Origin of the sequence: Calothrix sp. PCC 6303 (genome assembly GCF_000317435.1) — a bacterium.
Lineage (GTDB): Bacteria > Cyanobacteriota > Cyanobacteriia > Cyanobacteriales > Nostocaceae > PCC-6303.
Genome location: NC_019751.1, coordinates 4,246,277 through 4,261,525, shown reverse-complemented (window position 1 = coordinate 4,261,525; position 15,249 = coordinate 4,246,277). Strand labels below are relative to the sequence as shown.

Below are 15,249 nucleotides of genomic sequence, written 5' to 3'. Positions count from 1 at the left end.
GAATAAGCGATCGCCTAGTTGAAAATATGTCAATTGGGATATGCTCTGATAGGTTAGCTTTTAGCTAATGGTTAGCATAAAAAGGCTAACAACCATTCGATAATTCATTCCAATTTTGACATGCTCTCAGTATCAAAACTGAAAAGCTTGCTTCACTAGCGGACATGCTTTCCCGGAGGGTAAGGTCTTAGGTGAACTACATAGTGAACTACATATAGATACATCTCCTTGAACAAAGTCTGGGGGTTTTATTCCCCTGCCTAACGACGGCAGCTTTCTTACAAACTTTGCCTCCGTTAAGTTTGCACTTCTGACAAAGTTAAGTGGAGGCAAAGCCCCCACTTACTTTGCGCTGTTTTGTGTCGTGGGCGGCACTGCTCCCGTCGGATGATCCCGCAAAGCTGCCTTGTAAAATACCCGTCACAAAACTTACTTGCGACTTGTTTTAATAACCCCAGAATCATGAACCTTCCAGCAAGCAATTCTTCTAATACATTCCCTGAAATTGTAGGCTATGCCATTGTTGAACAGTTATATCTGGGGTCTCGAACAGTAGTGTATCGAGCGGTGCAGACAACTCAGCAGCGGCTGGTAGTGATCAAGATGCTGCAGCGTGAGTATCCAAGTTCTGATGAGTTGGTGCAGTTTCGTAGCCAGTATACAATTACCAAAAATCTGCCCAGTCGTGGCATTGTCCAACCATTGGGTTTGGAGTCATTAGGGAGTAGTTATGCTCTGGTGATGGAGGATTGGGGTGGTGTTTCCTTAGAAAAATACACTCAGCAGCAGTCATTGGATTTAATGGAGGTGTTGACAATCGCCCTCCAACTCGCTGATATTCTCCAAGATCTGAGCCAGCACCAGGTAGTACATAAAGACATCAAACCCGCTAATATTCTGATTCATCCTGAGTCGAAACAGGTCAAGCTGATGGACTTTAGTATTGCCTCCTTGCTGCCAAAAGAAACCCAGGAAATCGAAAATCCTAACATTTTGGAAGGAACCCTAGCCTATCTGGCACCGGAACAAAGTGGACGGATGAATCGTGGTATTGATTATCGGGCTGATTTCTATGCGTTAGGCGTGACGCTCTATCAGTTATTGAGTGGCACCTTACCCTTTATATCAGAAGATCCCCTAGAACTGTTACATTGCCATATTGCTAAGATCCCTCAACCAGTTAATCAGGTGAATTTAGCTATCCCTGAGATGGTGGCGGCGATCGTGTCTAAACTGATGGCTAAAAATGCGGAAGAACGCTATCAAACCGCAATCGGACTCAAATACGATTTACAACAATGCCTGACACAATGGGAAGAAACAGGGGAAATCCTAGCCTTTGAGTTGGGGCAACGAGATGTAAGCGATCGCTTCCTCATTCCCGAAAAGCTCTACGGTCGCGCAGCCGAAGTCCAAGCTTTATTAGATGCCTTTGACCGTGTTGCAGCGGGTAGTTCCGAACTGACGCTAGTGGCGGGGTTTTCTGGAATTGGTAAAACGGCGATCGTGAATGAAGTCCATAAACCAATCACCCGCCAAAACGGTTATTTTATCAAAGGCAAGTTCGATCAATTCAACCGCAATATTCCCTTCAGTGCCTTTGTGCAAGCCTTTCGGAGTTTAATAGCACAGTTGTTGAGTGACAACGACGCGCAACTGCAAATCTGGAAAACCCAAATTCTGGCAGCCTTGGGAGATAACAGTCAGGTCATCATCGAGGTGATTCCAGAACTCGAATGGGTGATTGGCTCGCAACCACCAGCGGTTGAATTGTCGGGAACTGCGGCTCAGAATCGATTTAATCGTCTATTTCAAAAGTTCATTCAAGTTTTTACGACTCCAGAGCATCCCTTGGTGATGTTTCTGGATGATTTGCAATGGGCGGATTCTGCTTCCTTGAACTTGATCCAGGTCTTGATGGCAGAATCGACTACTGGCTATTTACTACTGCTGGGAGCCTATCGGGATAACGAGGTTTTTGCGGCGCATCCATTGATGTTGACCCTAGATACAGTGTGCAAAGCGGGGGCAACGGTGAATGAGATTACCCTCCAACCCCTCAGCCAGCCCAGCTTAAATCAGTTGATCGCCGATACCCTGCACTGTGCGGAGCAGTTAGCGCAGCCCTTGACCGAACTGGTGATGCAAAAAACTCAGGGCAATCCCTTCTTTGCTACCCAGTTTCTCAAAGCCTTATATCAAGACAAGCTGATCATTTTTGCTGCGGATGCTGGGCATTGGCAGTGTGATATCGTCCGCGTGCAAGATGCTGCTTTGACAGATGACGTGGTGGAATTTATGGCGTTGCAGTTGCAAAAACTGCCCCAAGCAACTCAAGGCATCTTGAAATTAGCGGCTTGTATTGGTTCACAGTTTGATTTGCCAACCTTGGCGATCGTCTGCGAAGAATCGATTACCGAGACGGCAACAGGTCTGTGGGCAGCCCTTCAGGACGGATTTATCGTCCCCCTCGATCGAATTTACAAATTTTTTCAGGTGGATAGTGAGAGCCGGAATGAAAATCCAGGAAACCTCACCCTGCTAGATGCGGATGGTTGTAAGTACCGATTTTTACACGATCGGGTGCAGCAGGCTGCCTACTCCTTGATTCCCCCAGACCGAGCCAATGCAGTTCACCTCCAAATCGGGCGGCTACTATTAGCCCGCATCCCCGTAGCTACTCTCGATCTACAGATATTTCAAATTGTCAATCAACTCAACTATGGAATATCCCTAATTACCGCTGCACCAGAGCGGCAAGAACTGGCTCAACTTAACCAACAAGCTGCTCAACAGGCAAAAGCGGCAACTGCCTATGATGCGGCGCTGAAATATGCTGATACAGGACTAGAACTTTTACCCTCACAGTCTTGGGCAACACAATATCCAATCACCTTAGAACTCTATCAACTAGCGGCTGAAGTTGCCTACCTGAATGGCAATTACAAGCGGACGATCGAGCTACTCGCCATCGGGTTGGCGCAGACTAAACATCAGTTAGATCGGGTCAAATTTTATGAAATTCAAATTTTGGTGTTAGTGGGTCAAAATCAACCCCGTCAAGCGGTGGAGTATGCCCGTAAAGCATTGTCTAACTTTGGTGTATATCTACCCCAAAAACCATCCCCCCTCAAAACGGCATGGGGATTTTTGACGACAGTCTATCGAATGATCGAGAAAAGCCCGCAAGACTTGCTCAAACTGCCCCCAATGTCGGCACCAAAAAAATTAGCAGCTTGTAGTTTGTTTAATAGTGTTGGGGCGGCGACGGCGGCGGGGATGCCGGAAATGCTGCCCTTTATTACTTTTGAGGGTATTGCCTTGTATTTACGCTACGGTAATGTGCCTAAATCTTCCATGGGTTATATTATCTACGCTTATTTAATCTGCGAAAAATTCGGTCAAGTCAATCGAGGGTATGCTATTGGCAAAGCGGCGATCGAACTATGCCATCAATACAATTCTAAGGCGGCGCTGGCACCCACTTTGTTTCTCTGGCATCGTTTCATTGCCTATCGGCAAGAATCTCGACACGAAACCCTTCCTGTGTTACTACAAGCCTATCAAGTGAGCCTGGAAGTTGGTGATGTGGAGTATGCCGCCTATAGTTTAATTACGCACTTTAATGAAGCTTATTGGCTCGGACACAATCTTCAAGATATTCAGCAAGAGGCGATCGCCATTTTGCCAACGGTGCAAGATCTTCAGCAACCGGCAATGACCTTGCTGCATCAACTCACCTGTCAGAAAATAGAAAGCCTAACCACAGTTACTCTAGATCCTTGCCAATTGAACGGTCAATGGTTTGATGAGAATGCGATCGCTGATCGAGATCTCGCCAATAATAATCAAATTTATACCAGTTTCACCAAACTCAATTTAGCCGTACTATTTCATCGTTATCCAGTAGCGATGGCAGAGATTCCTGTCATCGAACAGCGGCTGCAATTGCTTGATGGTACTGCCCTAAAACTGTCATTCTATTTTTATGCAGCACTAGGACGGTTGGGGCAATACCCGCAGCTAACTAAAAAACAACAGCAAGCAACGATCGCCAAAATTCGGGCTAGTCGTCAACACATCGCCAAATTAGCCAAAACAGCCCCAATGAATTATCAGCAGCAAGTATTGTTGCTAGATGCCGAACTGCTGCGGATCTCTGGTAAATGGAGCCAAGCAGCAGACTTATACGATCAGGCGATCGCGGCTGCCCAAACTAATCTTTATCTCCAGGAAGAAGCCCTAGCCAATGAACTAGCTGCAAGATTTTATCTTAACTTGGGCAAAGAAAAAGTCGCTGCTGGCTACATGCAGGAAGCCTACTATTGTTATGCCAAATGGGGAGCCACTGCCAAAACCGCAGATCTAGAAACCTCCTATCCCCAACTATTGCGCCCTATTCTGCAATCTGAGTTTCAGCCCATCAACATGCTGAAAACCTTGGCGAGTATTTCAGCACCCAATTATTCAATTCATTCCTCGGCTAATTCTAGTCGTGGCTCCAATAGTAGTTTTAATACAGTGCTGGATTTTGTCGCTATTCTCAAAGTCTCCCAAAGCCTTGCCGGAACGATCGAACTCGATGAGTTACTATGCCAATTCACTCAAATTATCTTACAAAACTCTGGGGGCGATCGCTGTGCCTTAATGCTGCCCAATCTTGATGGGGAATGGTCTGTAGTTGCTATTGCCACCCCTGAAGCAAATGAAATCTGTGCAGAACCGCTAGAGGGTAATACCAAGCTACCTGTTCAGTTGATTCAGTACGTCAAAAACACCCACGAAACAGTAATTATTCATGATGGCAAAACCGAGTCGCCAATTGCCGACCCATATTTAAATCAGCGACAACCGAAAAGCGTCTTGTGCTTACCAATCCTGAATAAAGGAAAACTGATGGGGATTTTGTACTTAAAAAATCTCAACAGTAGTGGCGTGTTCACCAGCGATCGCCTGTTGCTGCTCAACTTCCTCTGTACCCAAGCTGCCATTGCGCTAGAAAATGCCCAACTTTATCGAGCATCCCGCCAATCTACCGCAGAACTCCAGGTAATATTAGCTCAATTACAACAATCGGAGAACCGATTTAAAGACCTTTTTCATCAATCAGCCTATGCCATTGTATTGTTAGGTCAACAAGGCTTTATTGAGTGTAACCCAGCGGCGTTCAAACTCTTTGGTTATACCCCAGACGAACTGTATAAAATGCATCCCTCTCAAATTTCTCCAGAATTTCAGGCAAACGGTCAATCGTCCTTAGAGGCAGCGAATGAAATGATGGTGATTGCCGCCAAAAATGGTAGTCATCAATTTGAGTGGCTCCATCAACGGGCAAATGGGGAGATTTTTTGGACTGAAGTGATGGTGACGTTAATTCCCTACGCTGAAGAACACATTTTTCATGGGGTGGTGATCGATATTAGCGATCGCAAACAAGCAGAACTACAACTCCAGCAAACCAACGAAGAACTAATCCGCGCCACCCGCCTCAAGGATCAGTTTCTCGCCAACATGAGCCATGAGTTGCGTACTCCCCTCAATGCCATCCTGGGGATGACGGAAGGGTTGACAGAACAGGTGTTTGGTAATGTAAACGACCGTCAACTCAAAGCCTTAGCCACCATCGAACGCAGTGGTTCCCATCTACTCGAACTAATTAACGACATTCTCGATGTTGCCAAAATCGAATCTGGTCACATTGAGCTAGATTTTACACCCACATCCACCACCTCCCTCTGCCAAGCTAGTCTGACCTTTATCAAGCAACAAGCCCATACCAAACAGATTACCCTTGAAACCAAATTCCCCGCAAATCTGCCAGATTTGATGGGAGACGAACGCCGGATTCGCCAGGTCATAATCAACCTTTTGAATAATGCGGTCAAGTTTACCCCAGCGGGTGGACGAATTACCCTAGAAGTAAAAAATACTCGACCAAGTTTCCTGCAAATTAGTATTACCGACACGGGAATTGGTATTTCACCCGCAAACATCAAAAAACTCTTTCAACCCTTCATCCAAATCGATAGTTCCCTCAATCGTCAATATGAGGGTACGGGGTTGGGACTAGCTTTGGTCAAGCGAATCGTCGAACTCCACGGCGGTAGCGTAGGCTTGACTAGTGAGGTGGGTGTAGGTAGTTGTTTCTCGGTGGAGCTACCCTGTGTTAATGCAACAGCACAGAGGTTACAACTGGAGTCTACAACTTCAGCAGACAACCTCGAATCAGCGGTTTGCGCCGTTACCTCGCCCCTGATACTCTTAGCTGAAGACAATAGCGCGAACATTAGCACAATTTCCAGCTATTTAGAAGCCAAGGGTTATCGACTGGTGGTCGCAAATAATGGGCAAGAAGCGATTGATCTAGTTAAATCTGCGCGTCCCGATTTGGTGTTGATGGATATCCAAATGCCGGGGATGGATGGATTTGAGGCGATGCAAGAAATTCGTAGCCATCCGCAATTTGCCGATTTACCGATTATTGCTCTGACTGCCCTGGCTATGACTGGCGATCGGGAAAAATGTATCGCTGCTGGTGCTAATGATTATATTAGTAAGCCGATTAAGCTCAAAAACTTAGCACAGTCGATTCAACAACTATTAGTAACACCTGACTCCGAACAAAACCTGAATTAACTTTGTTTGCCACCAAACATCAAATCCGATTCCTTCACACCCACCCACGTCCCATGAAATTACCGCAGATCAAAGGCTACACCATACTAACCCAAATCTCTGTAAGCGATCGCGCCGCAGTCTATCGGGCTGTGCGGCATGGAGATCGGCGGTCTGTAATCATCAAGGTATTGAGATCGACGCAGCCTAGTCAAAATGAATTAATCCAGCTTTGTAATCAATATACGATTTCCCTCCATTTGCCGATTCCTGGCATCCCAGCACCATTAGGGTTGGAACCTTTTTATAATAGTTATGCTTTTGTCATGGAAGATTGTGGCAGTATTTCCCTCAAAGAGTATCTTAAAACCCATTCTCTTTCTTTGACGCAGATTCTCAATATTGCCATCCAACTGGCTCACATCCTCCACGATCTAGCGCATCATCGGATCATCCATAAGGATATTAAGCCGGCTAATATTTTAATTCATCCCACAACGCATCACGTCAAACTGATTGACTTTGGGATTGCTTCCCGATTACCCAAAGAAACAGCCCAGATCGTCACAATAAATCAGCTAGAAGGGACTCTAGCTTATATTGCCCCCGAACAAACCGGACGGATGAATCGGGGTGTTGATTATCGTGCCGATTTCTACTCCTTGGGGGTAACGCTATATGAATTGCTGACCCACCAATTACCGTTCCCATCTGATGACCCGATAAAATTGGTATATTGTCATTTAGCACAACAACCAACCGCTATTAGCCAGCTTTGTCCTAACTTGCCACTGGTATTATCAGATATTGTCAGCAAATTGATGGCAAAAAATGCCGAAGATCGTTACCAAACTGCTTTAGGACTCAAGTACGATCTGGAACTGTGTTTGAGTCAGTGGCAACAAGGCGAACAGATCGATCGATTTGCGATCGCCACCCAAGATCTGAGCGATCAATTTTCCATCCCCGAAAAACTTTACGGTAGAGAGGCTGAAGTTCAAACCCTACTCAATACTTTTGAGCGAGTTGCCCAGGGTAACTCCGAACTGTTGTTGGTGTCTGGATTTTCCGGTGTTGGTAAAACTGCTGTTATTAATGAAGTTCATAAACCGATTACCAAGCAGCAGGGTTTTTTCATTAGCGGTAAATTTGACCAATTCAATCGTAATATTCCCTTTGCGGCATTTGTGCAAGCCTTTCGTCAGTTGATGGGCAATTTACTGACTTCATCTGATGCCCAACTTCAGATCTGGAAAAGCAAAATTTTGGCAGCTTTGGGAGACAATGCCCAAGTGATGATTGAAGTCATTCCCGAACTGCAATCAATCATCGGGATTCAGCCACCCGCACCAGAACTAACCGGGGATGCAGCCCAAAATCGGTTTAATTTATTGTTTCCCAAATTTGTGCGGTTGTTCGCTCAACCGGAACATCCGTTAGTGATCTTTTTAGATGACTTACAGTGGGCAGATTTGACATCACTGAAATTGATGCAGTTACTCATCGCTGGAGAATCTTCAAGTAGTTATTTATTGATGATCGGGGCTTACCGTAATAATGAAGTCTCCCCCAACCACCCATTGATGTTGACAATCGAGCAGGCGATCGCGTCAAGGACAACGGTAAGTCAGATCGAAATCCCTGCACTGACACAAACTAACATCAATCGACTAGTTGCCGATACATTACTATGCACGACAGCTTTGGCACTACCGTTGACAGAGTTGGTATATCGTCATACCAACGGTAATCCTTTTTTTACGACCCAGTTGCTCAAACGACTGCACCAAGATGGGGCAATTTCACTCGATCGACCAGCAAACTGTTGGCTTTTTGATCCACTCCAGGTGTCGATCGACGCTCTCACTGATGATGTGCTAAATCTGATGGTTCAGCAGTTAGCTCGACTCCCTAAATCCACCCAAGAACTATTGCAATTAGCCGCCTGTATTGGCAATAAATTCGACCTTCAAACGTTGACCATCGTTGGCGAACAAAAGTCAGATTTAGTGGCGAAAAATCTTCTCCCAGCATTACAAGAAGGGCTAATTTTACCGATTGGTGAAACCGCTAAATTATTCTCATCCAGTGAATCAATGCCACTTGATGACGCTCTAACTATATCCTATAAATTTTTGCACGATCGCGTGCAACAAGCAGCTTATTCACTAATCACAGAAGACGAAAAACAATCTATTCATCACTCAATTGGGCTATTATTGTTCCGCAATACTTTACCAGAGGAACGAGAAGCAAGATTATTTGAGATTGTCAATCATTTGAATATTGGTAGCGATCGGATCGCACATCCCCAAGAGCGGAAACAATTGGCAGAATTAAATCTAACCGCAGGACGTAAAGCCAAAACAGCAACCGCTTATGAATCGGCGATCGCCTATTTTACAATGGGGATAGAATTGACTCCCGCACCTGGATGGGAGCAACATTACCCGCTCATGCTAGCACTTCATCAAGAAATTGTGGAGGCAAGTTATCTCAATGCTAACTTTGAGCAAGTGGAGCAGTTGGCACGCCCAGTGCTGCAACAAGCCAAAACCTTACTCGATACAATTAAAGTTCGGCAAACCCAAATTGCGGTAGCCAAAGCCCAAGGTCAATTTTTGGCAGCAATTCAGATTGGCTTAAAAGTATTAAATAATCTAGGAATTGAATTTCCATCACAACCAACGCAGGCGGATATCGATCAAGCATTTGGGCAGACGCGCTTACTGTGGAATCACACTGCGCCGATCGGGTTATTGGATTTGCCATTGATGAGCGATCCGAGGCTACTCGCTACAATGGAAATCCTGACATCCTTGTCTCCGGCTGCTTATATAGCAGCACCTGTCTTAATGCCACTACTGATGTTTAAACAAGTTGAATTATCGATTCAATTTGGAAATTGTCCTGTCTCTATTCATTCATACCATGACTACGGCTTAATTTTGTGCGGCATCATCGGCGATATTGACAATGGTTATAATTTTGGTGAACTATCATTAAGCCTGCTAGAAAAATTTCAACTACCAGCCGCCAAATGTCGAAGTTGGTGTGTCGTTCACTACTTCATTAAACATTGGAAAAAATCTCTCTGTGAGATTCTTCCGCGCTTGCAAGAAGCGAGTCTCAGTGGTCTAGACTCTGGGGATTTAGAAACAGCCCATATGAGTACATATTTTTATTGTCAATATGCTTATTTTGTAGGGCAAGAATTAAACAAACTCAGTCAAACGATGGATGCCCATCTGAGAACAATGTTTAAAGTCCGGCACACAGGGTTTATATCTGCTCATCAGATTGCCCAACAAACTACGCTTAACTTACTAGGGCAATGCAACCCTCCTTATATCCTATCAGGACAAGTCTTTAACTCAGAAATATCTGTTCCACAATTAAAATCTATTAATCAACGCGCCGCATTATTTCAGGTTTATTTCAACCAAATGGTTCTCTATTATCTATTTGGTAAAGCTCCAGAAGCTGCCGAATCGTCTGCTCAAGCGGTTGAATATTTAGATGGGGTTGTGGCATCATTTTCTGTTCCTATCTACTTTTGGTTTGATGCGTTGGTTCAACTAGCCGAGTATGAGACGGCTTCACTATCACGCCAGCAAGATATTCTAATACATGTGCAACAGCTTCAGGATAAACTAAACTATTGGGCAACAATGGCTCCAACTAATCATCAGCATCGATGTGAATTAGTGGTAGCAGAACAAAATCGGGTACTCGGAAACAAAATTGATGCGATGGAAGCTTACGATCGATCGATCCTTTGTGCCAAAACCAATGGTTTTATTCAGGATGAAGCTTTGGCTAATGAACTAGCTGCCAAATTTTATTTGGAATGGAATAAACCAAAAATTGCCACTGTTTATATGCAGGAAGCCTATAATTGCTATCAGCAGTGGGGCGCGAAAGCCAAAACCGATGACTTGGAACAGTGTTACTCAGATTCATTGAATTTAGATATAAGACAATCGCTCCAATTAGATATAAATCAAGTCACAAATATTGACGATATCGATCGGCTAATTATAACGAGTAATTCTAATAGTTCTACTGGTAATCCAGAAGTAGATTTGGCGGCAATTCTTCAAGCTTCCCAAAGTTTATCAAGAACAATGGAACTCCAAGATATTTTGCAGCAATTGACCCAAATTATTTTACATAATTCTGGCGCAGATTATTGTGTCCTGATGCTTCCCAATAACGATGGCAACTGGTATTTAGAAGCGATCGCAATTCCTGAAGCCACTACAGTTTGTCAAGTTCCTTTGGCAGAAAACGACCAGATTCCGCTCAGGTTAATTCAGTATGTCAAAAATAGTCACATGGCGGTGGTGATCGACGATCTCGATACTGATTTACCTGTGATTGATGAATATCTTCAGCACCACCACCCTAAGAGTCTTCTCTGTTTACCATTACTCAACCAAGGTAAACTGACGGGGATTTTCTATTTACACAATCAATTAACTAGTAGGGTGTTTACACCAGATCGGCTCCAAGTCCTCAATTCCATCTGTACCCAAGCAGCTATTTCTCTCAAAAATGTGTATTTATACCAAACATTACGACAAAGCGAAAATAAGTTTCGGGAATTGGTGGAAAATATCAGCGATTTGATTTACTCGATTACACCTGAAGGGAACTTTAGTTATCTCTCTCCTCAGTTCTACGATTTATTTGGTTATGAAGTTGATTTATTTCTCCATCAATCTTTGGGAGTACTGATCCATCCTGAAGATCTGCCCCACATCATCTCTGCTAATCAGCAGTTATTCAACACAGGTGAAAAGCAAACAGGACTAGAATTTAGGATGAAACATCAAGCGGGTTACTGGGTATGGGTGACATGCAACAATGCCCCGATGTTTGATCCTTTAGGCAATATTATTGGGTTTTATGGCATTCTTCGTGATATCAGCGATCGCAAACAAGCTGAATTGCAACTCCAGCAAACCAACGAAGAACTTATCCGTGCCACCCGCCTCAAGGATGAATTTTTAGCCAACATGAGTCACGAACTCCGTACCCCGCTCAATGCCATCCTGGGCATGACTGAGGCATTAACCGAAGAGGTGTTTGGTGCTGTCAATGAGCGTCAACTCAAATCGCTAGAGACGATCGAGGGCAGTGCTTCCCATCTGCTGGAAGTGATTAGCGATATTCTCGATGTCGCCAAAATTGAATCCGGACATCTTGAGCTTAAGTGTGCGCCTACTTCTGTTAACCACATCTGCCAATCTAGTATAACTTTTATTAAGCAGCAAGCTCACATCAAACGGATTACCATTGAAACCAAATTCCCACCAAATCTCCCAGATTGGATGGGAGACGAACGGCGTATTCGCCAGGCGATGATCAACCTCCTCAATAATGCTGTCAAGTTTACCCCAGAGGGTGGAAGGATTACCCTAGAGGTGAAGAATTCAGAACCGGGTTTCTTACAAGTTAGCATTACCGATACCGGAATTGGCATTTCACCGCAAAATATCAAAAAACTATTTCAACCCTTTATTCAAATCGATAGTTCCCTCAATCGTCAATATGACGGTACGGGGTTGGGACTAGCTTTGGTCAAGCGAATCGTTGAACTCCACGGCGGTAGCGTAGGCTTGACTAGTGAGGTGGGTGTAGGTAGTTGTTTCTCCTTCAAGTTACCCTGTGTTGATGCAACAGCACAGAGCTTGTCACTGGAGTCCACAACTTTAGCAGAAACCCTCGAATCAGAAGCCCCTGCCGTTACCTCACCCCTGGTTCTATTAGCCGAGGACAATGAGGCTAATATTAGTACAATTTATAGTTATCTAGAAGCCAAGGGTTATCGAATAGTGGTCGCAAATAATGGGCAAGAAGCGATTGATCTAGTTCAATCTGCGCGTCCCGATTTGGTGTTAATGGATATCCAAATGCCGGGGATGGATGGGTTGGAGGCGATGCAAGAAATTCGTCGCAATCCGCAGTTTGCCGATTTACCGATTATTGCTTTGACTGCCCTGGCTATGACTGGCGATCGGGAAAAATGTATCGCTGCTGGTGCTAATGATTATATTAGTAAGCCGATTAAGCTCAAAAACTTAGCCCAGACAATTCAAGCGGCGTTAGTCGATTGATCTACCAATTCCCTGAACTAACTGATACTTATTTGCTCATCACCGCTTTTACCAACGCTTACAAATCCATGAAGATCTCCCCCCCTTTCAGCAAGCCAACCCTACCAGTCAAGTTCGGGATGAATTCGATTGGCATTCGACTATTTTTAGCCGTAATGACCGGCGCGATGGTCAGCTTGGGTGGGCTGGGCGGATTGTTTTATGGGGAATTGAAAACCACTCGAATATCACAATTGCACGCTGAGACAGATATAGAAGCTAGAGAGTTGGATGCCGCCTTGATCAAAAGTGAAGCTTATTTAAAGAGTCTTGCTGCCGCCACAACCTTCGTACATCTCCGTGGAGTGAGATCGCCTGAAAAATATGAACAGTTAGTGCAATCGTTCATGGCAGCTCGCCCCAAATTAATTACTGGATTTGGCATCATGCAACTTCCCTATGGCTTGGTCGATCGGCAGTGGTTTGGTCCTTATATAGAAGAAACCATGCCAAATCGCGGCACGAAACTCTCTGCTGATAGTCGATTCAGTCTTGTTGAACTCTGGCAGACAGATAAGTATCCTGAATTGCAATACTATCAGGACGCAGTTAAGGTCAATGATTACTTCTGGTCGAAACCTTATCTCAATCCTGTATATCCGATTCCCTTAATGACCTTTTCTGGACCAATTCTCGATCAAAATGGTCGAACAATCGCCATTATGAATGGTGATATTAATCTCAAGGATTTAGAGCAATCTCACGATAGATCAAAACTAGCCGATAGCCTGGGTTACTCTGCACTGATCGCCCAAGGCGGAGAAATCTTGAGTTATTCTCTCGATCCCAGTCTTGCTAGCAAACTTGCTCATGTGCGATCGCTTCCGGCTATCAACTCTGTGTGGGGTGAAATTCAAAGCCAACTGGCTCAGGGTCAAACCAAAGGTTTTCTGGAAGTTAATAGTACATATTTCGTGTATCAACAAATACCCAGTAGCGGATGGATTGAGATCCACTCCATCCCTGTTCATGCGGTTGTTATGCCAGCTTTGCAAGGAGCACTAGGTGCAACTCTAATGGCTGCGATCTTTTTAGCTGTGACGATTTTGCTGTTTATGCGGAGCCTCAATCAACGGTTACAACCGATTTTGGATGCTTGTAATGAGACATCGATCGAGCCAAGTGAATACCAACCAGCTAAAGATGAAATTGATCATTTATCCAATGTTTTTTTTAGTATGCTCAAACAGCAACAGCAGCTTGTCGATCAACTCCAAATTACTAATACAGAACTCATCGAGTCTCAGCAGTTGAAAAATAATTTCCTGGCTAACATGAGTCATGAGTTGCGTACCCCCCTCAATGCCATCCTGGGGATGACGGAAGGGTTGACAGAACAGGTGTTTGGTAATGTAAACGACCGTCAACTCAAAGCCTTAGCCACCATCGAGCGCAGTGGTTCCCATCTACTCGAACTAATTAACGATATTCTGGATGTTGCCAAAATCGAATCTGGTCACATTGAGCTAGATTTTACACCCACATCCACCACCTCCCTCTGCCAAGCTAGTCTGACCTTTATCAAGCAACAAGCCCATACCAAACAGATTACCCTTGAAACCAAATTCCCCCCAAATCTGCCAGATTTGATGGGAGACGAACGCCGGATTCGCCAGGTCATAATCAACCTTTTGAATAATGCGGTCAAGTTTACCCCAGCGGGTGGAAGGATTACCCTAGAAGTAAAAAATACTCGACCAAGTTTCTTGAAAATTAGTATTACCGACACGGGAATTGGTATTTCACCCGCAAACATCAAAAAACTCTTTCAACCCTTCATCCAAATCGATAGTTCCCTCAATCGTCAATATGACGGTACGGGGTTAGGACTAGCTTTGGTCAAGCGAATCGTCGAACTCCACGGCGGTAGCGTCGGCTTGACTAGTGAGGTGGGTGTAGGTAGTTGTTTCTCGGTGGAGCTACCCTGTGTTGATGCAACAGCACAAGTGTTGCAATTGCAACTGGAGTCTACAACTTCAGCAGACACCCTCGAATCAGGGGTTTGCGCCGTTACCTCGCCCCTGATACTGTTAGCTGAAGACAATAGCGCAAACATTAGCACAATTTCCAGCTATTTAAAAGCCAAGGGTTATCGACTGGTGGTCGCAAATAATGGGCAAGAAGCGATTGATCTGGTTCAATCTGCGCGTCCCGATTTGGTGTTGATGGATATCCAAATGCCGGGGATGGATGGATTTGAAGCGATGCAAGAAATTCGTAGCCATCCGCAGTTTGCCGATTTACCGATTATTGCTCTGACTGCCCTGGCTATGACTGGCGATCGGGAAAAATGTATCGCTGCTGGTGCTAATGATTATATTAGCAAACCGATTAAGCTCAAAAACTTAGCACAGTCGATTCAAATAGTGTTAGCAGATCGATCTGCGAATTCCCTAAACTAACTAATACTTAGGGGTTGCTGTATAGCCCTTTCGGGCATCCAAGAAACGCGCAGCGCAGCGTTAGCTGTAAA

3 protein-coding genes are annotated in these 15,249 nt (G+C 44.6%); all 3 read left to right on the top strand.

Translation table 11 applies throughout. From position 1 onward, the window contains the following. Window positions 1–462 precede the first annotated feature (462 nt). Window positions 463–6,636 (top strand): AAA family ATPase, encoded by a 6,174-nt coding sequence (locus tag CAL6303_RS17375; RefSeq protein ID WP_015199121.1) that lies wholly within the window; start codon window positions 463–465, stop codon window positions 6,634–6,636. 53 nt (window positions 6,637–6,689) lie between these two features. After that, window positions 6,690–12,737, top strand: a complete 6,048-nt coding sequence (locus tag CAL6303_RS17370; protein ID WP_015199120.1) for an AAA family ATPase — start codon at window positions 6,690–6,692, stop codon at window positions 12,735–12,737. 68 nt (window positions 12,738–12,805) lie between these two features. Continuing rightward, complete coding sequence (locus tag CAL6303_RS31225) at window positions 12,806–15,178, top strand: hybrid sensor histidine kinase/response regulator (protein ID WP_015199119.1); 2,373 nt, start codon at window positions 12,806–12,808, stop codon at window positions 15,176–15,178. The last annotated feature ends 71 nt before the right edge of the window (window positions 15,179–15,249 follow it).